Source organism: Candidatus Krumholzibacteriota bacterium (assembly GCA_034520215.1).
Classification (GTDB): Bacteria; Krumholzibacteriota; Krumholzibacteriia; order Krumholzibacteriales; family WJIX01; genus JAGHBT01.
On record JAXHNR010000002.1, the window covers coordinates 850,176 to 873,620 of the forward strand.

Below are 23,445 nucleotides of genomic sequence, written 5' to 3' on the forward strand. Positions count from 1 at the left end.
TAAATTGTGGAATGTAAAGAGTGTCATAAGCTGATTTCAAGAGAGATAGACGGCGAGATTTCTGAAGATGACAGTAAGAAACTCAAAATGCACCTTAATCAATGTCAAGAATGCAGCCGGCTGAGGGCATCTCTTGCTTCTATTTCAGAGTTTCATAAAGGTATCGAAGAGGTTGAGCCTCCCTCTACTCTTCTTGAAGGCATAATGTCCGGTATCAGAGAAGAAGACCATCTGTTTCAGCTGGGTCTTTGGGCAAAACTGGCGGTGTCAGCGGCGGCTGTCTTTGTTATGCTCGCTGGAGCGGGAGTTGGCAATTTCCTGGCAGAAAGATCAGTCCCCCGGGTAGATCCCCTCGAGGATGATATTTTCCGGGTGGAGTATCTTGCCAACTATCCGCCCGGTTCAACGGGACAGCTTATCGCGGCCTTAACAGAGGGAGGCGAATATGAACAGGAATAAACTCAGTATTCTTGTTATTATTTCACTCGCTTTCAATGTGGCTGTGCTGGCGGTTTTCGGCTATTTTATTCTGCGTCCGGACAGCGGCGATGCCGTGAGTGTTCTAAATAGGTCTCCCGAGTGCCCGGGTCCCCGTACTTGCAGACACTTCGCGAGAAGATTCGGTCTTCATCCTGAAAAAGCAGACAGCTTTGTTGTTGAAATGAGTAAATTCACAGGCGAAGAAAGGAAAATCGAGGACAGGATCGCAAAGGCGAGAATTGAGCTTATAGAACTCTTACAGGGATCACAGCCGGACGAGGAAGAACTTATGCTGAAGGTTGACGAAATATCCTCTCTTCAGAATGGGCTCGAAAAGATTCTGGTAAGAAGGCTCCTTCGCGTAAATTCACTTCTCAGTAAATCTGAGAAGGAGAGATTCAATAAATTGTTGTTTCACAGGATGGGGATGAGAAGAGCAGGAAGACATTTTCCCGGACATCCTGAATTTCCCGGAAAAGGAGTAAGAAAATGAGGACTTTTAAATTGTTTATGATCGTTCTTGTATTAACGGCATTTGTTGTTTCACCCCTTATGGCTGATGAATCTAAAAACTGCTATAGGAGAGCGGATCGGGATAGATCATGTTTAATGGCCGGGCTGGACAGCGAGCATGCCTCGGCGCTTCATAAATTAAAGTTGGAGAATGAACGCGAATTGGTTGATCTTAAAGCTGAGATCAAGAAAATAAAACTCGACATGAAAGCTGAAATGATAAATGAAACCCCTGAAGCGGAAAAACTGGAAAAACTGGCGGGGAAGATGGCGTCGGCTAAGGGTGAACTTCACAAGAAAAGAATAAGATTCCTGTTCGAAGCGAAGAAAGTTCTGCCTGAAAAAGAATGGAAACTCTTTCTCAGAAAGCATATAAGACACGGAATGGGTAATAATCAAATGTGTGGCAAAAGAGAAGGAGCATTCAGCAGAGGTCATAGAGGATCTTCTATGCATAAAAAAAGAGGTGAATGCCCGGAAGCTGAAAGGAGAGGACGCAGGTCCTAGGCGGCGGGAAAATGCTTAAGATGAATTAATAAAAGAATAAACTCCCCGCCCGAGGTTGTAAGAGACAGATCGTAATACCAATGAAAGTGTCTGGTGGTTAAACCCCAGACACTTTCTATTTGTGTTTTATATGGAATTGACGGAAAAGAAAGTTTTTAAAACAGAAGATATCTGGTAAGCAGATAGGCGGTGGCAATGGTAATTGATACGAGCATAATGGGGAATCCGTATCTGAAATAATTTCTGAAATTAAGGGGGGTCTTTGTCTTCTCGCTGAAGCCGGAGATAACTACATTTGCTGACGCTCCGATTATCGTTCCGTTGCCTCCGAGGCAGGAGCCGAGCGCGAGACTCCACCACAGCGGCAGAGAATGATGTATGTAGTATATATGATAAGCGGCTTCATCAAGTCCCTGAGTGTTCGGAAAGAGTGTTGTTGCGATCCTTGTAATCAGGGGGATAGTGGCCGCTACAAACGGGATATTATCCAGAAATGAAGACGCGAGGGCTGATATCCAGAGTATACTGACGCAGAGGACTAGCATGTTGTCACTCAATTGGATAATTGATTCAGCCAGGTATCTCAGAACACCTGTTTTTTCAAGTCCTCCGACGAGGATGAAGAGTCCCATAAAGAAGAATAACGTTGTCCATTCTATTTCTTTCAAGTGTTTCTCGATGTCGGTTCCGCTCCAGACCAGAAGCGTTCCTCCTCCGGCAAGCGCGATGGTTGCCGGTTTAAGGTGAATAAAGCTGTGAACGAGGAATCCAGCCAATGTAAATCCGAGCACAATCAGGCTGCGTCTCAGAAGCACAGAGTCTTTTATGACTTTTGCCTCGTTCATTTCTGATATGATTCTTTCATTGTCATTCTGATCTGATTTCAGGTCTTTTCTAAAGATTATTTTGAAAATAACGAGAGTAACAAGGAAAATTATGACTGACACGGGCCCGAGATGTACGAGAAAATCCACAAATGAAAGATCTGTCGCGCTTCCTATTAATATGTTTGGAGGGTCGCCTATAAGGGTGGCGGTTCCTCCGATATTCGCCGATAGAATTTCCGCGATGAGAAAAGGAAACGGCGATATATTGAGCATTTCAGCTATGAGTATCGTTATAGGTGCTATAAGAAGAACCGTAGTTACGTTATCAAGAAGAGCTGAAGCCAGGGCGGTAAAAAGGGAAAACCAGAGAAGTATTTTCCATTTGCTGCCGCCTGTTTTCTTAGTTATAAATATGGCAACATAGGTGAAAGCGCCGGTGTCTTTAATTACACTTATCAGCAGCATCATGCCCAGCAAAAGCCCTATGGTGTTAAAGTCAATGTATTCAAATGCTTCACTTTGAGTAATAATGTGAAAACATATAAGGAGCACTGCCCCCATAATTGCTATTTTTGTTCTATGAATTTTCTCTGTGATAATAATTATGTATGAGGAGATGAACAACGCTATAGCGATGATAGTCTGTGCTGTCATACTTAACCTTTGTTTTCGTAGATGCCCCGGCAGATATCATTTAGGTTTATCATTCCCGTGAGTTTATCTCCTTTTACGACAGGTATTCGTGAAAGATTGTGTCTGTGGAGTGTGGCTATTGCTTTTAGAAAACTGTCATTTTCTTCCAGTACGGGCGGATCTTCTTTCATCAGGTCCTCCGCCACGAAGAGGAGCTCTTCTATAGTAAATGAAGTTTTCTCCAGGGCTCCGAAACTGTGTATAAAATCAACATCCTTTATCAGATCGATATAATCGGGAAGGAATATAAGCATGAAATCATCAATGCTGATTATTCCGAGAAGGGTATCCTCTTTATCTGTCACGGGAATCACAGATTCTCCCGTCTCGAAAAATATTCTCGCGATATCCTTAAAGGGTGTTTCCGGCCCTGCGGAGTGAAAATCCCTCGTTATATAGTTTTTTATTTCCAAGAGGCTGAAACCTCCGATGTGGTAATCCTACAGATACTTTTTCTCGGCATCTTTGACGGTCCTGATAAACTCTCCGGCCGTAGTGCATTTTAGCAGAGAAGCCCTGAATTCTTCGTGTTTTACCAGTCTCGAGATACCTGCCAGGGCCTTTATGTGGGGGCCGCAAACATCCCGCGGTGAAACAAGAAGGAAGAAGATTCTGACCTTTTTGCCGTCAACTGAATCGAAATCAATTCCCTTTTCCGAAAGTCCGGATACGACGTAGAGTTTATCTACAGCGGGGGTCTTCGCGTGAGGTACGGCGATTTCCATTCCCACGCCGGTGCTCTGACCGGCCTCTCTTCTTAGGACAGCTTCGAGTATTGTTTTGCGCTCGTCAAGTTTGTAGCACCCGCAAAGTAGAACCACCAATTCCTCAATGACATCCCTTTTGCTATAGGACTGCAGTTCGAGTTTTACCGCGGATTTTTTGATTTTTTTCGAAAGTTTCATGCTTAATTCCTTAACCCGCATTATACAGTAATAAAACCTATCTGTTTGATTACTAATTGTCAAATTATTATAACAGCGGAGTTTCTCCTTATAAAGATATACATAAAAGATCATTTGAACCGGTTATATGAATATTTCCAGTCATCTTTCTGTTATTCAAGGCGCAGGGAATGAATGTTGCACCTTTTCAAAGGGTGGTATCTGCGGAGGTGATGGTTGTTCTTAAATAGCACTGTATGTTTTTAAGTGATTGGAGATCAGCAGGTAAATGGTACAAGCGACTCAAGAAAAAGAAACATATGAATCAAGAAATTATTTTCTGAAAGCAAGGGAAAGTATAAAAAGGGGAAATCATTCCGGCGCCAGAGAATATCTGGAGAAAGCTGTCAAAATCGCGCCTGATAATCCCTTTTATTTATCTTATCTGGGGCTATGTACGGCGGTGGAAGGCGATGTAGTCAAAGGGAAATCTTTATGCGCTGAAGCTGTCCGTTCTTTATCGACTGAACCGATTCTTTATGTTAATTTAGGCAGGGTTCTACTGAAAGATAATAGAAAAGACGAGGCGCGGAGGATGTTTCTCAAAGGATATTCTATGGACAGGTCTAATGCCCCGGCCGCGCTGGAACTCTCTTCGATGGGTATAAGAAGAAAGCCGGTTATACCATTTCTTCCGAGACAGAATCCTCTCAACGTTTTTCTGGGAAAGTTAAGACATAAAATTGGTAATCGGGGTAATATCTGATCATTTTTGCTCTATATTCCGCGTCGATTAGTTCAACAATCAATCTTTCCGGGGATTTATCAAATAAATGATTGTTTTTTCCTCAAGATATTTGTAGCATATACCTGTTAATCAGAAACAATTCTGTTTTTGGAACCGTATTAATAGTAGGTTCTAAAAGAGAGGTTTAGATATGTTTTGCAGATACTGCGGCGGGGAAATTGGAGAAAGAGATCAATTCTGTCAATATTGCGGGAGAGAACAGGATTCTCCGGGAATTTCGAAACAGAGCCGCAAATTGACTGAATTGAAGATTCCTAATGAGACCAAAAATCCCGGCGCCGCCTCTTCGATGGGATTTCTGCTTGGTTGGATACTGCTTGGACCTGTGGGTTATATATACCTTGAACAGTGGAACTGGTTCTGGCTTACCTTTATAATCCAGCTATTCGCCATACCGCTGACATTTGGGCTGGCATATATTGTGCTGCCCGTGGTTTTCGCTTTCCATCAATACCAGATGGCAAAGGAGATTAATAAAAGGATTATTGCCGAACGGGATGGAAAGAAGCAGGACGCTGAGACGGCAAACGTGTTAGATGAAGAACCTGAAGATCAGTAATAAGGAGTTTGAAATTGGAGCGTAATTTAGCACTGGAAATGGTCAGAGTTACTGAAGCGGCGGCTCTTGCGGCCGCCCGGTTTCTTGGTAAAGGGGATCCGGAGGGGGCGGATATCGCGGCTGTAAAAGCTATGCAGCAGGCGATCAAGAACGTTAAGATGGACGGCCGTGTAATCATCGGAGAAAAACCAAGCGCGGATAACGCCATTCTTTATCCGGGATGCAGGGTTGGTACAGACGGTGAGCTGAAAGTTGATATCGCGCTCGATGCTCTTGACTGCCGTGAATCGCTCGCGAACGGTCAGACGAATTCTATTTCAGCTATCGCTATTGGGCCGAAAGATACTATAATAGAATACCCCTCTGATTTTATGAAGATAATCGCCGTCGGCCGGGAAGCGATTGGCTCTATCGATCTTAATGATTCCGTGTTTGATAACCTTGTTCGTGTAGCTGAATCGAAGAGGGTATATGTGGAGGATCTTACAGTCGTTGTTCTTGAGCGCGACAGGCACAAGAAAATAATCGATGAAGTAAGAAGGTCCGGCGCTAGGATCGCTATTTTACGGGAAGGTGATCTTGCCACTTCAATATCAACCGGAATTCCCGCGAGCGGTATTGACGTTGTTATGGGAATAGGCAGTTCCGCGCAGGGGATAATTGCCGCCGCCGCCCTGTTATGTCTGGGCGGGGGATTGCAGGCTCAATTTATACCTCCCGGTGAAATTACACCTGAGAAATATGACACTTTTTCGATAGAGAGAAAAGGCAGGGATGGATCGAAAAGTGGCAAAGAGGCAAAAGCTGAGAAAAACTCTAAAAGCGGGCAAGATGAGCATTTTGAAAAAATTTACGATAAAACAGACCTTATTCAAGGTGATAATATAATGTTTGCCGCTACGGGAGTCTCATTAAGTCCTTTTCTGAAAGGTACGATCTTCAAACCCGGCGGGGCTCTCACTCACAGCGTTGTTTTAAGAAGCCAGTCGGGGACTGTAAGATTCCTTAGAACTGAACATTTCTTTGATAAAACTCCTGATTATTCTAAATAGATTGTCTGCCGCTAGAGTAATAATAAACTCTTTTTTCCGGCGGTGAGCTTCGAAGTTTTTTTCTGTCCGCGGGAAAACCGGAGAAAGCGTAAAAATGAACGGTCTCTTTAAAAATAATATAGAAGCTCCGCTGGCCGAAAGAGTCAGGCCGCGCAGTTTGCAAGATTTTGTTGGGCAGGAAGATATTATCGGCCGGGGCAGGGTACTTCGTAGAATTCTCGAGAATGGCAAACTCGAATCTTCACTTATTTTCTGGGGGCCGCCCGGGTGTGGAAAAACAACACTCGCTCATCTTATCGCGGAATCTGTTGACGCTGTTTTTATCTTTTTCTCTGCGGTTACATCCGGAATAGCAGATGTCAGAAAGATAATAGCCGAGGCCCGGGGACGTCTGAGCGCCGGCGGAAAAAGAACAATACTTTTTGTCGATGAGATACACAGATTCAACAAAGCCCAGCAGGACGCATTTCTGCCTCACGTGGAAAAGGGTATTATTATTCTCATAGGGGCTACGACCGAGAATCCGAGTTTTGAGGTGATATCTCCTCTGCTTTCAAGATGTAGAACATTTATTCTAAAGCCCCTTTCTGAAAATGATATAGAAGCGGTACTTAGAAGGGCGCTTGAAGATGAAACAGGAGGGTTCGGCAAAAGAGATATAGAGATTTCTGAGGAAGTTTTGCGTTATCTTGTTCATCTTTCTTACGGAGACGCGAGGTCAGCTCTTAACGCTCTGGAAATGGCCGTTGAATCATTCAGTGATGAACGGGGAAGGCTGGTTATAACGAAAGAAATTATAGAGGATTCGATGCAAAAGGCCAGTCCTCTTTATGACAAGAATGGGGAGCAGCATTTTAATCTCATTTCGGCTTTGCACAAGAGTCTCAGGGGAGGAGACCCTGACGCGTCTATTTACTGGCTTGCAAGAATGCTGGAAGGGGGTGAGGACCCCCTTTATATAGCGCGGAGATTGGTAAGATTCGCCTCCGAGGATATTGGCAACGCTGACCCCGATGCTCTCTCAGTAGCTTTAAACGCCAAGAGGGCTGTTGAGTTTCTGGGGATTCCGGAATGCAAACTCGCTCTCGCCCAGGCTGCAGCCTATCTTGCCGTGTCGCCAAAGAGCAATGCCGCCTACAGGGCGTATTCTAAGGCCGCGGAGGATGTCAAGGAGCACGGCCCGCTTCCCGTTCCTCTCTGGTTGAGGAACGCCCCGACTTCTTTTATGAAGAAGATAGGGTATGGAAAGGATTATCTCTACCCTCACGACGCGCCGGAGGGAATTGTAACTCAGGAATACTTTCCCGAAAAGTTGTCTGGAAGACGATATTATCATCCCGCCCGAAGGGGGTTTGAAAGAGAGATAATTAAAAGGATAAAATACTGGCGCCGGCTCAGGGAGAAAAAGAAAACCGATAAATAGAACCTTGACAGAAAAAGTTGATTTTATAAGCAGTTATTTTTTGTATGAATAACGGTTAAATAAGATGCCTGATACATTTTGAAATAAGCCGCCGTAGAACTTTAAGCTCTGAACCTGAAATAAAAATTAATTGTAAGATAAAAAGAGGGGTTCACCTTTTTCTTCTGGTTTGCTTAAGGTGAACCCCGGTAGGTAATAAGGTCCTGATTATAAGAGTGCGGCATCTTACTTATAGCTCTCCCATTTACTTTCGAGCTTAGGATCCTGAATGGTCTCCATTACGTAATTGGAGAATTCCTCGCTTGTGGCGCCGTCGTCTCTTCCGGTGAGAACGACTTTTTTCTCGTGCTGTACGCAGATCTCCAGAGCCATTTCCAGTTTTCTGGCATCTTCAGTGAAACCTATGTGGTTTAGAAGCATTGAAGCGGCTTTCATCATACTCCCCGGATCGGCGTATTTGGATCTGCCTTCTTCCACCATTCTTGGAGCGGAACCGTGGATTGCTTCGAACATCGAGTAGCGGGTTCCTATATTAGCGCTTCCCGCTGTTCCCACTCCGCCTTGGAACTGGGCGGCCTCATCTGTTATGATATCACCGTAGAGATTGGGAGCAACCATCACTCTGAACTGTTTTCTTCTGGCCGGGTCGATCAATTTTGCCGTCATAATGTCTATAAACCAGTCATCCCACTCAACTTCAGGATAATCTTTAGCGACCTGCTCGGCCATGTTAAGGAATCTTCCGTCAGTAGCCTTAACGACATTTGCCTTTGTAATTACTGTCACTTTGTTGATGTTGTTGTTTTTGGCGTAATCAAAGGCCATTCTGAGTATACGCTCAGAGCCCTGTTTAGTGATAACCTTGAAATCCACTGAGAGGTCTTCTGTGACATCTATACCCTTGCTGCCGAGTATATAGGCCCCCTCGGTGTTCTCTCTGAAGAAAATCCAGTCTATACCGTCTTTAGGCACTTTTACCGGTCTTACGTTAGCGAAGAGGTCAAGCTCACGTCTCATGGCAACATTGGCGCTCTCTATGTTCGGCCACTTATCGCCTTTCTTAGGTGTTGTCGTTGGTCCTTTCAGCAGGACGTGGCATTTCTTGATTTCCTCGAGTACATCATCCGGTATGGCTTTCATTACTTCTGCTCTGTTTTCGATAGTGAGGCCCTCGATATCCCTCAATTCTATCTTGCCGGATTTCACGCTGTCCTTTAAGAGAAAGTTCAATACTCTGCGGGCTTCCTTTGCTATAAACGGACCTATGCCGTCGCCTCCTACAAATCCTATTATTAAAGGCTTTAAGGACTTATAGTCGGGTTTGCTTCCGCTTTTTTTCATCATTTCAACGCGATCGAGCTGTTCTTTCATTAATTTGCCGAAATGCTCTTTGGCTTTTTCAATGGCGTCTGTGCTCATTTTGTCACCTCTTTCATTCTACTTTTTCAGGTTCGTCAGGGACATCATAGAGTATGTCGTCCCAGGGGTGTCTGTAAAGACCCGTCTTGAGTCTTTTCTGATCGAAATAGTGGCCCATAAAGCCCATTGTCCTTCCAATGATGAAAAGAGCGTTGAAAAATCCCATATCGATCATTTCCTTAATTTCGCCGTCTTCATACCCGAGATTCTTCAAAAGATCAACGCAGAGCACTCCAATACAACCGTCAACGTTGAGGATAAGAGTGTTCTTTTTCATGGTTGTGACCTTTTGGACATCCAGAGCGTAATCAAGCAGAGGGGTCTTCGGGAAATGCTCTCTGGCAAAATTCACCATAATCTCAACGCGTACGTCGGGGTCGTCCACACTGTGGATTCTATGGCCTATACCCTGAATACGAATATTCTTTTCTTTCATGGCGTTAATGAAATCCCTCGGAGCCATATCGTTCTGCATACCCCAGCTGAAGTGTTTCGCCGCGCCGTTTACGGCGCCTCCGAACCTGGGGCCTATGGTAACTATTCCGCTGACTATCGACTCTATCAGACTCTTGCCGGCTCTCGCGGTAACTATCGTGTTGTGAGCTCCTGAGACGGCCGGGCCGTGATCCGCTACTATCTGAATTACCAGCTCCAGGAAATCCCGGGCGTATTGAGGCATGTTCTTTTTAAACCAGAGCAGACCCAGCACTCCGCCAATACCGTATTCTTCCTTGATTACGCGGTCGATAGGCACACCGCAATAGTTGTGCACGTCTCCCGTTTCATCGCAGATTGTTGATATGAAGCTGGTGGGTTTTCTAACGATCCCCTCAGCCACGGCCTGCTTGTAATCCATCGGTATGTTGGGAATGTCGGGTTCTTCTCTCTCCTCGATCTTCCCTTCAGCCTTAAGCTTTTCAAAGGTCTCCTTTATTTTCTCGCCGTAGTCGTTGAACGAATCCGGCACGACCACTCCGGCCTCTCTAAGGGCTTTGTTTTTCGCTTCCGCGGTAGTATCTTCCGAATCCGATTTTGCTCCCGCGTGTCCGAATTGAACGCCCCCCGGAAGCATCTTTGAGCAAGTTCCGGTGACCCACATTACAAGGGGCTTTGTGAGTTTTCCGTCTTTAATCGCATCGACGATTTCGTATTCATCCCGGCCGCCAAGTTCTCCGAGTGCTACCATCATTTTGATCTTCGGATTCTTTTCATATCTCAGCAGATGGTCGAGAAGGGTTGTCGCGGGATATACATCTCCTCCCACAGCGTAACCTTCGTAGATGCCGTCAGTGTTCAGAGATACGATGTTGTATCCCTCGTTTGAGAGACCGCCTGAAACTGAAACAAAACCCACTGAGCCGGGTCTGTAAAGTTTCGTGTCCCTTATGTTCTGTATCGTTCCAGCGGCGTTTCCTATTTTGAAACAACCGGGTTTAAGACCTCCAACCGTGGCGGGGCCTATTACCCACTTGCCCTTTTTCTTCGCGTAGGCCGCTATTTTGCGTGTGTCTCTCTGAGGTACACCCTCGGCAATCATGATGACGGTTCTTATAGTATCGGATTCGAGAGCCTCCATTGTTGAATCGGCGCTCGAGCGTTCAGAGGCGAAATTAACCATTACATCCGCCTCCGGATGTTTATCCGTTGCTTCTTTGACAGATCTGAACCTCGGAATACGTATCTCCCTTGTTCCCCAGAAAAGCTTGTAATAACCTCCGCCGGATGGTGTTATAAATCCGACAACGCTCGGTTCTTCCCTATGGGAAAGATAATCAAAATCAAGCATTCTCTGAGCGGCTATGGATTGAGAGCCGTAGATAAAGGATTTCGTATTCTTGTCAAAGAGTTCGTATTCTTCCATTGTTTACACCTCTTTCCCCTGCAGAGCCATTGAAACAATTTCCGTCATATGCGTTTCCGGACCGTAGACCTCTACAGGCAGATTAAGTTTCTTTCCCATCTTTCTCATATTTGCGAGACCCTCTTTATAGTTAGGGCCGCCTCTTCTTACATATATCTTGACGTCTGTCTTTTTGAGCGCGTCCGAATACTCTTCGATAGCGTCAATTATTCCCGTGAAGGTCTTGGCAACATCCGTGAAATTTGCTATGCCGCCTCCTATTATCAGGAATTTGGGTTTTCCCTCGCTGTCTTTTTTCTCCGTCATAAGCTTCAGTATGGTTTTTGTGTAAGCATAGGTGAGTTCTCTCGAGGGATTACCGCTGTACTCACCGTAGTTGGCAAGTTCTCCCGCGAACCCGAGGTCCGCCACCGTGTCGGCAAATATAACACTGGCGCCGCCTCCGGCGACAAGTGTCCAGACACGTCCCTTGGGATTGAGAACCGTAAGCTTCAGCGAAGCGCCTGTTCTTTCGTCAAGTTCATTTACATACTGTTCTTCTTTTGTTCCTTTAAGACCGAATGAACTGGGGAATGCTACGCCGTTCCATTTTTCCGCGCATTGATAGGAAGCGTAGTCGTCCAGTTTTGCCACAGTATCGAGAGGAACGATGGTGCCGTCAACGAAAGTAACCGGATTGAATTCCAGGTATGTGAAATGATAGTCCACCGCCATCTTGTAGAGAGCTTTGATGAACTCCTCCATTTCCTTTGATTTATCACCGAGCTCTTCAGGCAGAAAACCCGCGACATCCATTTCGTCTATACTTGACAGGATCGGTATTTCCAATGTAGACACCGAATTCCAAACCTCTTCGATATCTACCCCTCCCTTTGTGGAGAAGTGAATTGTGTCGCTTTCCCGGCCGGTAGTTATTGCAAGGTAATATTCCTCTTCGTGGGGAAAGAACTTTTCCACAAGAAAGTGTGTCAGGACACCTGTTGTTTCTCCGGTTGTCTGGGTAATAGTAACCTCTTTATTCATGCGTTCTTTTATCCAGGCCTTTACATCTTTCCAGTCTTTGCCTACGAGTAGAAGATTGTTCTTGCCGCGTTTGCCGAAAAGCTGGTCGGGCTTGGCTACGAGTTTCTCGCTTTCGAGCCAGGGATGTTCGCCGGAAAGGCTTTCAATGTCGGTCTCCGGCGTTACCAGCACCTGCTTTGTTGAGAGTTTAAGTCCGTTCCCGGTGAAATCTCTCAATCCCTTCGCGATCATTCTCTTAGCGTCGAATTCTCTTATTCCTTTCTCTGCCATATCAAAACACCTCTTTGTTTTATTTTACCTGTTTTTTAACCCAGGGCAGTTTTCCGCCGATCTTAAGTATTTCTTTGTCCAGATCGGAAAGGGAATGCTCAAGTTCTATCTCGAGCCCCTTGGTTTTGTTCTTAAGTTTTATAACTTTGTCGAAGCTGCCTATCTCTATCGAGATATCATCTCCCTGATCGATCTTGTCATAATCGTCCGGATCTTTAAAGGTCAGGGGGACTATGCCGAAGTTAACAAGGTTGGCCAGGTGAATCCTCGCGAAGGACTTGACAACTACCGCCTTTATACCAAGATATTTAGGGGCGATAGCGGCGTGTTCCCTGCTTGAGCCCTGCCCGTAGTTCTCTCCGCCTATAATAAAACCGCCCTTTTTATCGAGGGCGCGTTTCGGGAAGGTGTCGTCTATTACTCCGAAAACAAATTTTGAAATTTCCGGAATATTGCTTCTGAAAGGCAGTATCTTTGCTCCGGCCGGCATGATGTGGTCGGTCGTAATGTCGTCTTCAACTTTCAGCAGCACTTCCCCTTCGAGATTGCCGGGTATAGGGGGAAAGTCTGGCAACGGCTTTATGTTAGGACCTCTGATTATCTCGATCTTCTCAGAAGCGACCGGAGAAAGAGGAGGCAGAAACATATTATCATTAATGTTGAATTTATCCGGCATACTTGCTTCGGTGTACTCTCCGAGATCCCTCGGGTCTGTCAGTACTCCCCTTATAGCTGTCGCCGCGGCGGTCTCGGGGCTTACAAGATAGATGTCGGCATCCTTCGTCCCGCTTCTTCCGAGGAAGTTCCTGTTGAATGTTCTTACTGAAACGGCGCCGGAAGGAGGAGCCGCTCCCATCCCGATGCAAGGTCCGCAGGCGTTCTCCAGGATACGCGCGCCTGCTTGTACGAGATTGGCCATTTCGCCGCTTTCAATCAGGTGGTCAACTACCTGTCTGGAACCCGAGCTGATCGTCAGGTGAAGTTTATCAGAGATTGTTTTACCCTTTAGAATACCGGCAACTTTTTTCATGTCCAGCAGTGAGGAATTTGTGCATGAACCGATAGCAACCTGCTGAACTTCCATTCCGGCAAGTTCCTTGACCGTTTTAATCTTGCCCGGGCTGTGAGGCATTGCCGCCAGTGGTTCCAACTCGCTTAAATTGATCTCGAGTATTTCATCATAGTCAGCATCGTCTCCCGGATTAAGTTCTATCCAGGAATTTCCTCGATCCTGAGCTTCCATAAATTCCTTTGTTATTTCATCGCTTGGGAATACGCTCGTTGTCGCGCCTGTTTCGGTACCCATATTGGTAATAGTAGCCCTCTCAGGTACGCTGAGAGATTTTACTCCGGGACCGAAATACTCCAGCACATATCCTACGCCTCCCTTAACGTCAATTCTTCTCAATACTTCAAGTATAATGTCTTTGGCGCTTACCCAGTCGGGCAATTTGCCCGTGAGTTTGATGCCCATGACTTTGGGATATTTGATTCTGTAAGGCAGCCCCGCCATTGATACGCTCACGTCAAGTCCGCCGGCGCCAATCGCGAAACTTCCTATTCCTCCGGCTGTCGGTGTGTGACTGTCGGAGCCGATAAGTGTCTTGCCGGGTTCAGAAAATCTCTCCAGATGGAGCTGGTGGCATATTCCGTTACCCGGTCTGGAGAAGTAAAGGCCGTACCTTTGCGCTATCGACTGCAGATAGCGGTGGTCGTCCGGGTTTTTAAAGTCAGACTGAAGCGTATTATGATCAACATAACTTACGCTCAATTCTGTTTTTACCCTTGGAATATCAATCGCTTCGAACTGCAGGTAGGCCATTGTTCCTGTCGCGTCCTGCGTGAGGGTCTGGTCTATTTTCAGCGCGACCTCTTCCCCCGCCGCTGCTTCTCCCTCGACGATATGATCTTTCAATATCGTCTCGGTGATAGTATTGCCCATGCTCATTTCCTCCTGTTTTAAGCTTGGCAATTACAGTTAAAAATTGACAATCAGCATGCTTAAAAAGCTCATGCAACAGGACTATAATAAAATGAATTCAAATAGCAAATAATTCTTGAATATTTTCAGAATTAATTGTGATAAGCGGTGGGAATGGAGTTTATTGTTCAACCGGACACCTCGATAATCCGGGTTAATAGTCTCTCTAATGTCTGATTATCCCGCCGGCGTCACGAAGGGTACTGTCGATATATCAATCCGTGGATCACAAGGCCAGTCAATCTTTTATACGGTTCCGCTTCGTGTTAATACGCCTCTAAGTGATTCCATTCGGCGTTCTCTATCCAGTTCTCCGGCCTTGAAACGAATTCAATTATATTTTCCAGCAGGAAATAATGTTTCCGCTCCTCTTCTGCAATCCGTTCAAATAGTTTCTTCTGATCTTTATTGTCGGTTTCGGCGGCTTTCTCTTCGTAAAACAGCCGGCTTCTCTTTTCTATATCCTGAGCTTCCCGGTAAACGGCAATTTGGTCATCCTTCTTGTCAATTACATACTTCCCGCCCTGCATCCCGCTGAAGACATTTTTTGCGTCCTCCAGGATGGTCGTCTCGGTCATTACATATTCATCAGCTTTCATCTTCTGTAGTAACCTGTAATGTTTAACCTCTTCATCAGCGAGCATATTTGTGATAGTTTTCAACCCCGCGTCATTGGTGCTGGAGGCTATTTCTCTGTAGAAGTTTTCCCCGTCTTTCTCCATCTGCATAGCGTACTCCAGTATTTCCATCGTCAACCTTTCTTTAAGCTTCTGAGTCTCTTTGAATTTATCTTTTTCACACCTGACACGGGGTATACCTGATTTTTTAACAGCGCTTGAAAATCAGTTCCCGCCTCGATGTAGTTTTATTATTCCTCTCAGATCATGTTGAGTATAGGTTTTCCGCGTAAATCCTGTCAACTTGTATCAGTTAACCTTTTTTAGCACCGGCTCTTGTATACTTTTATTTTTCGCGGCCTTTCTTAATTTTTCAATGCCGAAGTGGAGTATGAGCAGATTCGTTGTTCTTCTTCAAATCAGCCAGCATTTCATTTGTGAGCGTCCTCAAAAGCGCTATATGAGCAGTTACCGCGACTGCTATTATTAAGAGTAAGATCCGTATCCATAAAGCACTGACTACGAACACGATTGAATACCCGATGAATAGCCAGAGAGCTGTAATCGTCAGCGCCTTTATTCTGAAGGAGATCGCCCGGAACTGCTGGTAGCACCGGATGTAGTTTCCGAATATCCTGTGATTAATAAGCCAGTCATGAAGTTTTTCTGAACTTCGGAAAAAACACGCGGAAGCCAGCAGCAAAAAAGGCGTGGTAGGAAGAAGTGGCAGGAATATGCCGACCGCACCCAGCACGAGAGATGTATAGCCGGTAAAAATAAGCAGATATTTCTTCATAATGCTTCCTGCCGTTTTCACTTTATTTTAAACCCGAATAGTTATTGTGTTCGCTGGACAAAAAAAATATACCGGCAAATGTGTCGTACGGTTTGATTGCCTTCGGTCCGCCGGCAGATTGTATTTGAAAGCATTTATGGAGAATTATAAAAAATTTGATTTTTTCTGTCAACTGGGCAGGTGCGCACGAGAGGGTTTTAAGCCCCATTTATGCTGTGCTTCGCCGCCATTATCCTGATTTCAGGCATGAAGAGATCGTACGGAGATGAAGTAAGGCGGCACGTGTGAAGAAAGAGAAGGATTTTTACGTTCATCATTCTTTCCCTCTAAACGGGGAGATTCAGACTTAATCTTGAATAATATCCGCATATGTCTTATTGTCTGATTAGTAAAAGTAATAATTTTTTTCTTTGGTTTTAAAAGCAAGGAGAGTCGGCCAATGAGAAAGATAGTATCGATGCCGGGTGACGGTATAGGCAGTGTAGTATTAACAGAAGCGAAGAGGGTTTTAGAGGCGGCAGGATTTGAAGCTGAATATGTGCATGCCGATATCGGCTGGGAATTCTGGTGTAAAGAGGGAAATCCTCTTCCTGAGCGCACACTGGATATACTCCAGGAGCATAAAACAGCCCTTTTTGGGGCTATAACATCAAAACCTAAGGCGGAAGCGGCGCGGCAGTTAGCCCCCGAACTTCAGGACAAAGGTTATGTATATTACAGTCCTATCGTGGGTTTAAGGCAGCATTTTGATCTTGATTTGTGCATCAGACCCTGTAAGACATTCAAGGGGAATCCACTTAATTTTATCAGACGCGGAAAGGATGATATCGAAGAGCCCGAGGTTGACGTTGTGATTTTCCGGCAGAATACCGAGGGGTTGTACTGCGGAGTCGAATGGACCGATCCGCCGGATGACGTATACGAGGCGTTTAAAACTCATCCTAAGATGAAGAAATTCTCTTCCATTCCAAAGGAAGAGCTGGCAATCTCTACTAGAATTTTCACCAGAAGAGGAACAGAAAGAATACTGAGGGCCGCCTTTGAGCACGCGAAGAAATTCGGCTACAAGTCTGTGACCGTTTGCGAGAAAGCCAATGTAATCAGAGAAACCTCCGGAATGATGCTCGCGATGGCAAAAGAGATGGCCAAAGAGTATGACGGCATTGATCTCTGGAGTACTAATATAGACGCTCAGATGATGTGGCTTACCAAGAACCCTGAAAATTACGGTGTGCTTGTAAGCGGGAATATGTTCGGCGATATAGTTTCTGACGGTTTCGCGGGGCTTATAGGGGGCCTCGGTTTTGCCTGTTCAGCGAATATAGGTGAAGATGTAGCCATATTTGAGCCTACTCACGGATCCGCTCCAAAGTACGCTTCCTATGAAAAATCGATAGTGAATCCGATCGCGATGATCCGTTCCGCGTGTATGATGCTTGACCATATCGGAGAGACAGAAAAGGCGGAAAAGATCAGGGATGCAATTTTAAAGGTCGTAAGAGAAGGCAAGGTAAGAACTTATGATATGATGAAGCTGAAAGGCTCAGAGGAAGTTCTTGATCAGGGCGCCGTTTCAACAAGTGAAATGACCGACGCGATAATAGCAAAATTGTAGTAAACACGGGAGAGATTAATATGGAAGTTAGAGAATTATGGCCCGAGCTTGAATGGATCAAAGATGACAAGCTGAGGGAAAGTACTGAAAAGACCTGGGAGTCGGCATTCTCAAGGAGTGTCTTAAAGGCCGAAGACCTCCTGGAAATACCCTTTACACTTCTGTGTGAAGGTGAGGTGGCGACATTTATGGAGCATAAACGATGTGTTGTACATGTTTCGAGAAAATCGGGAGAGGAGATGAACAGATTTTTCGAAGATAAACTCCCCGTTGACATGGATGTTCTTATCTCGGGAGCCATACTGTGCGATGTCGGTAAACTTCTCGAATACGATTACGACGATGACGGAAATCTAACTAAGGGCGAGTACGGAAAATATTTGAGGCATCCTTTTTCCGGTGTGTCTATTGCCGAGGAGTGCGGAGTCCCTAAAGAGGTATTGCACATTATCGCGGCTCACGCGGGAGAGGGCGATAAGGTCAAAAGGTCGACTGAAGCCTATATCGTTCATCACGCTGATTTTATGACATATCTTCCGTTTAAGGAAAGGCTGAAGTAGAATCAGGCCGGTAAGGCGAAGATGCAGGCGGCGGGGGCTCTTATAAGTACCGGTTTGAATAGTGGTTGATTTTTTTATAGAACTGTATTAAGTTAATGCCGTTTATTCAACTGAGTATTAAAGTTTAGAGGAAAATAAAGTATCAGCTTCGAAACTGCGACCCGGTTCGGAATTATGACAGGAGATAAGATTTTAACGGGGGCGGATGATTTATGGAAAAATTAATACTTATTATTATCGGTGCTGTACTGGTCAATAACTTTGTTTTGGCCAGGTTCCTTGGTATATGTCCTTTTCTGGGTGTCTCGAAGAAGCTGGAAACAGCCGCGGGAATGAGCGGCGCGGTTGTATTTGTTATGACTATAGCCTCTATTGCCACGTGGATTATATACCACTACATACTTGTTCCTTTTAATCTTTCCTTTCTGAGGACAGTTTCGTTTATTCTTGTAATCGCGGTTCTTGTGCAGTTTGTTGAACTTGCTCTTCAGAAGTTATCCCCCGCGCTATATAAAGCTCTCGGAATCTATTTGCCTCTTATTACAACGAATTGTGCTGTTATGGGGCTTTCAGTTCTGAATATTCAGAAGGAATACACACTGATCGAAAGCGCCGTTTTTGGTATCGGGGCGGGTCTCGGTTTTGGGCTTGCGATGGTTCTCTTCGCGGGACTGAGAGAGAGGATAGAGTTGTGCGACCCTCCGGTATGTTTCCGAGGCACTGCTATAGGACTTATTACCGCCGGGCTTCTCTCTCTCGCGTTTATGGGGTTTGCCGGATTTGTAAAGATGTAGTTAATAGGACATGACAGATTTTTACATAGTAGAATTTTTTTAACGGAGGAATTGGATATTATGCTGACTGCTGTTATTGCGCTCGCGGGGCTTGGCCTTTTGGGAAGTCTCGGTTTGGCAATCGCGGCAAGGGTGTTTGCCGTTGAGACAGATCCCAGGGCTGAGGAGATCGAGGAAGTGCTTCCGGGAGCCAATTGCGGAGCGTGCGGAAAACCGGGGTGTTTCGATCTGGCCAGGGAAATAGCCCGAGGGAACGCCGATATAGATGCCTGCCCTGTCGGCGGTGAGAAAGCGGCAAAAGCCATCGGCAAGATTATGGGGATTGATTTCTCCGGGGGCGGCGAGAGGTATGTAGCTCTTGTTCTTTGCGCCGGGGATAATAAGGAGGCGCTTAAGAAATATCAATACAATGGGATTTATGATTGTGTTTCGGTTGATATGTTTTTCGGCGGGGATAAGGCCTGTTCCTACGGATGCCTGGGACTGGGAACATGCGCGGGCGCGTGTCCGTTCGGAGCGATAGATATTCTGCCCGAGGGGATAGCTAAGGTTGACAGTGATAAGTGTACCGGCTGCGGCAAATGTATTGAAGCCTGCCCAAAGGGTATAATCAAGCTGGTGCCGGCGGGGCGTAATGTTCACATTCTCTGTTCATCCCATGATAAAGGAGCGGCGGCGAAGAAGAAATGCAGGGTGGCGTGCATAGGCTGTCAGAAATGTGTAAAGGCGGCTCCGGAAGGAGCCATACACATGGATGATTTTCTTGCTGTAATAAATTATGATGCCGAGATACCTGAAAGTGTAGCCGGCGAGTGTCCGATGGGGACTATAAAGGTATTTAAAACTGAAGACTCTGCCGGGCAAGAGACTGCTGGAGGTGGTTCGTGATGGCCGGAGGCTTTTTTGGCGGCGTACATCCCGAGTATAACAAAGAATTATCGCGCGGTAAATCTATTAGGGTAATGCCCCTTCCCGAACAGTTAACCGTATATTTTTCCCAGAATCTCGGAGCTCCTTCAAACGCCGTTGTAAAGAAGGGTGAAGAAGTAAAGAAGGGACAGGTTATAGCACAGCCGGGAGGATTTGTTTCAACTCCCGTTCATTCGCCGACATCCGGAAAGATAAAATCCACCGGATTTTATCCTTCTCCGGTGGGAACTCTCATGGAGGCGGCTGTTATTATTCCGGACGGCAGGGACGAATGGGAGGAAGGCTGTGACAGGGAAAGGGATACTGCCGGGTTAACATCTGATGAAATAAAGGATATTGTTAAAGAGGCGGGGATTGTTGGAATGGGGGGCGCGACTTTCCCCACACACGTTAAACTCTCTCCTCCCGAAGACAAACCAATTGACATTCTGATACTCAACGGCGCCGAATGTGAGCCTTATCTCACGTCCGACCACAGGCTGATGCTGGAGAAAACAGAAGAGATTCTGGAAGGAGCATCTCTTTTCGCCCGTGCGATTAACGTCAAAAATATAGTTGTCGCTATTGAAAAGAATAAGCCCGGCGCTATAGAAAAGATGCGCGAAGCTGTTGAAGGCAGGGATGGTTTCAGCGTTGAACCGATGGAAGTTATTTATCCTCAGGGGGCGGAGAAACAGCTTATCTACAGTATAACTGGCAGAAAGGTCCCGGCCGGCGGACTTCCTATGGAAGCCGGCGCGCTCGTACAGAACGTCGGGACCTGCCTGGCCGCTTTTGAAGCGGCAAGGTTGTCGAGGCCCCTCATACAGCGTGTTGTAGCGGTTACCGGCAGCGGTATTAAAAATCCGGGCAACGTACTCGCCCGTGTGGGAACATCTTTCAGGGATATAATAGATTTTTGCGGCGGCATGACGGATGATACGGCAAAGGTGATAAGCGGCGGTCCGATGATGGGTGTATCGCAATATTCACTTGATTCAGCCGTGAATAAAGGTACAAGCGGGATCGTTCTTCTTAAGGCCGACGAAGTCGCCCAGTTTGAGAATGAACCTTGTATAAGGTGCGGAAGATGCCTGGTCGTCTGTCCGATGAAGCTGAACCCTTCCGCTCTGAGTATATTCGCCGAGAGAATGCGTTATGAAGAAACCGGGGAGCATGGAGTCGCAGACTGTATTGAATGCGGTTCATGCGCCTATGTTTGTCCTTCAAAGAGGCCTTTGGTTCAACATTTCAAGAGAGCCAAGGCCGAAATTCGAAATAGATCTAAAAAGGCGGGCTGATAACATAGAGGCCGGCAGATGAACTCTGCTTGTGTAAAGAATAGAGCCCGCAAGATAAAAATATCTGGAGGTTCTTTTGGAAGACGAAATGAAAGATAAAGATCGGAAATCCGGATCCGGAAAGAATGAAATGAAGAGGGAAGAAGCGGGAAAAAATAAAACTTCCCGGAAACCGCCTGAGAAAAAGAAGGAAGAGCCCTTTAGGGAAAGATTCATTGTAAGTTCATCTCCCCATATTCACGATGGACGGACAACCTCCAGTATCATGCGTCTGGTTATTTTTGCTCTTCTGCCCGCCGCACTCTTTTCCATTTACATATTCGGTGTTACATCTCTCAGGGTAATTGTCATTTCAATTTGTTCCGCTCTCGTATTTGAGCTTTTAGCGCTGAGAATCATGAAGCGTCCTGTTAATATCAGTGACGACAGCGCTTTTCTTACCGGACTTCTGCTTGCTCTCAACCTGCCGCCGGGAAGTCCCTGGTGGCTTGTTGTAACGGGGACGTTTTTCGCTATAGTAGTCGCCAAGCAGATATTCGGGGGGCTTGGTTATAATCCCTTTAATCCGGCTCTTATAGGCCGCGTAGTTCTGCTTGTTTCCTTTCCCGTGCATATGACGAGGTGGATTGCCCCTTCAGCGTGGGGCGCCGACGCCGTTACAACCGCGACTCCTCTTGGACGTATGGCGGAAAGCTTAGATACACTCGGGCATATTGATATGGATTTAATCAGGGAATTATTCAGCAGAGAAGAGATAATAAATCTCCTTATAGGAAACACAGCGGGATGTATCGGCGAGGTTTCGATCATTCTTCTGGCCGCGGGAGGCATTTTCCTTATAGCTAAGAAAGTAATTTCCTGGCATATACCGGTTTCTTTTATCGGTTCCGTCTGGCTTCTGACTGGGATATTTTACAAGATTGACCCCGCTCACTACATCAATCCGACATTTCATGTGCTTTCGGGAGGTCTTTTCCTGGGCGCTATATTTATGGCGACTGATTACGTTACTTCACCTATGACATCCTCAGGTAAGATTATTTTCGGAATAGGATGCGGGTTGATAACCGTTCTTATCAGGTTGTTTGGAGTATATCCGGAAGGAGTAAGCTTCGCCATTCTGCTTATGAACGCCGCGACTCCTCTTATAGACCGTTATACTAAACCAAAGGTATTCGGAGCCCGCAAGGCGGCATGATCGAAAAGATGGAGGTTTAAGAGTAATGAAAGAGATATTCCGGTTAACTCTCGTACTTACGGTTATTACGGCCGTGTCGGCAAGTGTGCTTGCTTTTGTGAGTTATAAGACGGAAGAGCCTATAATGAAAGCCCTGCAGGAAGAGAAAATGAAGGCCGTAAGGAATGTTTTGCCCCCTTTTGATAATAAAATTATTGAGGACAGAAAATTTATAGTTAATTCGGCCGGCGATACCCTCGAGGTATTCAGAGGCAGAAAAGACGGTAAAATCACAGGTGCCGCGTTTCCGGTTATATCGGCTGACGGTTACTCAGGGGATATTGAATTTCTCGTAGGTGTTAACAGAGATGGGGTTATCCAGGGTATAGAGATACTGAAACATTCGGAAACTCCTGGGCTCGGCGCTAAAATTTCCGGGGAGTTTAGAGAACAGTTCAAGAATCACAGCATTGATAATACCAAAGTATGGGAGGTAGAGAAGGACGGCGGAGAGTTCACGCAGATTACGGGAGCTACGATTTCATCCAGGGCCGTAACGAGGGCGATTCGCAAAGGACTTAACTTCTATGAAACCAATATCAATGAAATTACAGGTGGAACAGATAGATTAAAAGAAAGCGTTAAACAGGGAAGTGAGGAGAAAGAGTAATGAACGCAGGTAAAGAGTTTATTAAGGGATTCTGGAGAGAAAATCCGGTTTTCAGACTGGTTCTCGGGCTTTGTCCTACTCTGGCTGTTACCACTACAGCTGTAAATGGTATGGGTATGGGACTGGCGACTACATTCGTTCTTGTCTCTTCCAACACGGTTATTTCCCTGATAAGGTCTTTTATCCCCAAGAAGATCCGTATACCCGCCTTTATCGTAACGATAGCCACCTTTGTTACTATAGTTGACCTCGTTATGAACGGCTATTTTCACGCTCTGCATAAAAGTCTCGGGCTTTTTATTCCGCTTATAGTTGTCAACTGCATTATTCTGGGACGCGCGGAGGCCTTTGCTTCCAAGAACCCCGTGTGGATTTCTATTGTGGATGGCTTTGGAGTGGGGTTGGGGTTCGCGGTTTCCCTTACGATTATTGGTGTAGTAAGGGAACTGTTCGGCAACGGAACCGTATTTAATATTTCGATATTTGGAGATTCCTTTAACCCGCTTCTCCTTGTAATTATGCCGCCCGGAGCTTTTATTGTGCTTGGAATTCTTCTGGGCCTGATGAACAAGATCGAAATAAAGATAGCGGAAAGATCCGGAAGAGAACCTATCATAAGCAAAAAACACGATTGCGCGGGGTGTGTTGTCAACCGCAGCTGGTTTGACTTAGGCAGCGTAGAAAAAGGGCAATAAATCCGCGGCCG

24 protein-coding genes are annotated in these 23,445 nt (G+C 45.8%); 15 read left to right on the forward strand and 9 right to left on the reverse strand.

Annotation, left to right across the window (positions count from 1 at the left end; translation table 11 throughout):
* Window positions 1-6 precede the first annotated feature (6 nt).
* The 3 genes from U5O15_10335 to U5O15_10345 are packed head-to-tail and all read left to right on the forward strand — an operon-like array spanning window position 7 to window position 1,500.
* Window positions 7-459 (forward strand): zf-HC2 domain-containing protein, encoded by a 453-nt coding sequence (locus tag U5O15_10335; protein MDZ7861040.1) that lies wholly within the window; start codon window positions 7-9, stop codon window positions 457-459.
* Window positions 446-973 (forward strand): hypothetical protein, encoded by a 528-nt coding sequence (locus tag U5O15_10340; protein ID MDZ7861041.1) that lies wholly within the window; start codon window positions 446-448, stop codon window positions 971-973. Before U5O15_10335 ends, U5O15_10340 begins: the two co-directional genes overlap by 14 nt.
* Window positions 970-1,500, forward strand: a complete 531-nt coding sequence (locus tag U5O15_10345; protein MDZ7861042.1) for a periplasmic heavy metal sensor — start codon at window positions 970-972, stop codon at window positions 1,498-1,500. The genes U5O15_10340 and U5O15_10345 overlap by 4 nt, the downstream gene beginning before the upstream one ends.
* Before the next feature lie 155 nt (window positions 1,501-1,655).
* On the opposite strand, the gene U5O15_10350 is transcribed toward U5O15_10345, so the two are convergent.
* From U5O15_10350 to U5O15_10360, 3 genes are read right to left on the reverse strand one after another with little or no spacing between them, the layout of a single operon-like run.
* The gene (locus U5O15_10350) at window positions 1,656-2,981 is read right to left on the reverse strand and encodes an ArsB/NhaD family transporter (GenBank protein ID MDZ7861043.1); all 1,326 of its coding nucleotides are present in this window, start codon (window positions 2,979-2,981) and stop codon (window positions 1,656-1,658) included.
* Between the two features lie 2 nt (window positions 2,982-2,983).
* Window positions 2,984-3,433: a CBS domain-containing protein gene (locus U5O15_10355; GenBank protein MDZ7861044.1), complete on the reverse strand. Its 450-nt coding sequence runs from the start codon at window positions 3,431-3,433 to the stop codon at window positions 2,984-2,986.
* Between the two features lie 27 nt (window positions 3,434-3,460).
* Complete coding sequence (locus U5O15_10360) at window positions 3,461-3,925, reverse strand: PTS sugar transporter subunit IIA (GenBank protein MDZ7861045.1); 465 nt, start codon at window positions 3,923-3,925, stop codon at window positions 3,461-3,463.
* Window positions 3,926-4,193: 268 nt separating this feature from the next.
* On the opposite strand from U5O15_10360, the gene U5O15_10365 reads away from it, so the two are divergent.
* The 4 genes from U5O15_10365 (at window position 4,194) to U5O15_10380 (ending at window position 7,746) form a co-directional block, all read left to right on the forward strand.
* Window positions 4,194-4,670 carry a hypothetical protein gene (locus tag U5O15_10365; GenBank protein MDZ7861046.1) on the forward strand — a complete coding sequence of 159 codons (477 nt, stop codon included), beginning with the start codon at window positions 4,194-4,196 and terminating at the stop codon, window positions 4,668-4,670.
* Between the two features lie 172 nt (window positions 4,671-4,842).
* Entirely contained in the window at window positions 4,843-5,271 is a 429-nt protein-coding gene (locus U5O15_10370) for a hypothetical protein (GenBank protein MDZ7861047.1), read from the forward strand.
* A 14-nt stretch (window positions 5,272-5,285) separates the two neighbouring features.
* Entirely contained in the window at window positions 5,286-6,323 is a 1,038-nt protein-coding gene (gene glpX, locus U5O15_10375) for a class II fructose-bisphosphatase (protein ID MDZ7861048.1), read from the forward strand.
* A 94-nt stretch (window positions 6,324-6,417) separates the two neighbouring features.
* The gene (locus tag U5O15_10380; GenBank protein ID MDZ7861049.1) at window positions 6,418-7,746 is read left to right on the forward strand and encodes a replication-associated recombination protein A; all 1,329 of its coding nucleotides are present in this window, start codon (window positions 6,418-6,420) and stop codon (window positions 7,744-7,746) included.
* A gap of 225 nt (window positions 7,747-7,971) precedes the next feature.
* Here U5O15_10380 and U5O15_10385 read toward each other — a convergent pair whose 3' ends face one another.
* The 6 genes from U5O15_10385 to U5O15_10410 all read right to left on the reverse strand — a co-directional run bounded on the left by U5O15_10385 (window position 7,972) and on the right by U5O15_10410 (window position 15,713).
* Entirely contained in the window at window positions 7,972-9,165 is a 1,194-nt protein-coding gene (locus tag U5O15_10385) for an isocitrate/isopropylmalate family dehydrogenase (GenBank protein ID MDZ7861050.1), read from the reverse strand.
* A gap of 13 nt (window positions 9,166-9,178) precedes the next feature.
* The gene (locus U5O15_10390) at window positions 9,179-11,026 is read right to left on the reverse strand and encodes a citrate/2-methylcitrate synthase (protein MDZ7861051.1); all 1,848 of its coding nucleotides are present in this window, start codon (window positions 11,024-11,026) and stop codon (window positions 9,179-9,181) included.
* A 3-nt stretch (window positions 11,027-11,029) separates the two neighbouring features.
* A complete protein-coding gene (locus tag U5O15_10395) occupies window positions 11,030-12,319 on the reverse strand; it encodes an ATP citrate lyase citrate-binding domain-containing protein (protein MDZ7861052.1) in 1,290 nt (429 codons plus the stop codon).
* 19 nt (window positions 12,320-12,338) lie between these two features.
* A complete protein-coding gene (locus tag U5O15_10400) occupies window positions 12,339-14,261 on the reverse strand; it encodes an aconitate hydratase (protein MDZ7861053.1) in 1,923 nt (640 codons plus the stop codon).
* Between the two features lie 305 nt (window positions 14,262-14,566).
* Window positions 14,567-15,049 carry a ferritin family protein gene (locus tag U5O15_10405; GenBank protein MDZ7861054.1) on the reverse strand — a complete coding sequence of 161 codons (483 nt, stop codon included), beginning with the start codon at window positions 15,047-15,049 and terminating at the stop codon, window positions 14,567-14,569.
* Window positions 15,050-15,290: 241 nt separating this feature from the next.
* Window positions 15,291-15,713, reverse strand: coding sequence for a YbaN family protein (locus tag U5O15_10410; GenBank protein MDZ7861055.1), 423 nt, complete (start codon window positions 15,711-15,713; stop codon window positions 15,291-15,293).
* 439 nt (window positions 15,714-16,152) lie between these two features.
* Here U5O15_10410 and U5O15_10415 point away from each other — a divergent pair, with 439 nt between their 5' ends.
* From U5O15_10415 to U5O15_10450, 8 genes are all read left to right on the forward strand, one after another.
* The gene (locus tag U5O15_10415; GenBank protein MDZ7861056.1) at window positions 16,153-17,328 is read left to right on the forward strand and encodes an isocitrate/isopropylmalate family dehydrogenase; all 1,176 of its coding nucleotides are present in this window, start codon (window positions 16,153-16,155) and stop codon (window positions 17,326-17,328) included.
* A gap of 20 nt (window positions 17,329-17,348) precedes the next feature.
* Entirely contained in the window at window positions 17,349-17,888 is a 540-nt protein-coding gene (locus U5O15_10420) for an HDIG domain-containing protein (protein MDZ7861057.1), read from the forward strand.
* A gap of 212 nt (window positions 17,889-18,100) precedes the next feature.
* A complete protein-coding gene (gene rsxA / locus U5O15_10425; protein MDZ7861058.1) occupies window positions 18,101-18,682 on the forward strand; it encodes an electron transport complex subunit RsxA in 582 nt (193 codons plus the stop codon).
* 60 nt (window positions 18,683-18,742) lie between these two features.
* A complete protein-coding gene (locus U5O15_10430) occupies window positions 18,743-19,570 on the forward strand; it encodes an RnfABCDGE type electron transport complex subunit B (GenBank protein MDZ7861059.1) in 828 nt (275 codons plus the stop codon).
* Window positions 19,570-20,892 carry an electron transport complex subunit RsxC gene (gene rsxC, locus U5O15_10435; GenBank protein MDZ7861060.1) on the forward strand — a complete coding sequence of 441 codons (1,323 nt, stop codon included), beginning with the start codon at window positions 19,570-19,572 and terminating at the stop codon, window positions 20,890-20,892. The genes U5O15_10430 and rsxC overlap by 1 nt, the downstream gene beginning before the upstream one ends.
* A gap of 76 nt (window positions 20,893-20,968) precedes the next feature.
* Window positions 20,969-22,090, forward strand: a complete 1,122-nt coding sequence (locus U5O15_10440) for an RnfABCDGE type electron transport complex subunit D (protein MDZ7861061.1) — start codon at window positions 20,969-20,971, stop codon at window positions 22,088-22,090.
* A gap of 25 nt (window positions 22,091-22,115) precedes the next feature.
* The gene (locus U5O15_10445; GenBank protein MDZ7861062.1) at window positions 22,116-22,739 is read left to right on the forward strand and encodes an RnfABCDGE type electron transport complex subunit G; all 624 of its coding nucleotides are present in this window, start codon (window positions 22,116-22,118) and stop codon (window positions 22,737-22,739) included.
* Window positions 22,739-23,434 carry an electron transport complex subunit E gene (locus U5O15_10450; GenBank protein MDZ7861063.1) on the forward strand — a complete coding sequence of 232 codons (696 nt, stop codon included), beginning with the start codon at window positions 22,739-22,741 and terminating at the stop codon, window positions 23,432-23,434. The genes U5O15_10445 and U5O15_10450 overlap by 1 nt, the downstream gene beginning before the upstream one ends.
* Window positions 23,435-23,445: the final 11 nt, after the last annotated feature.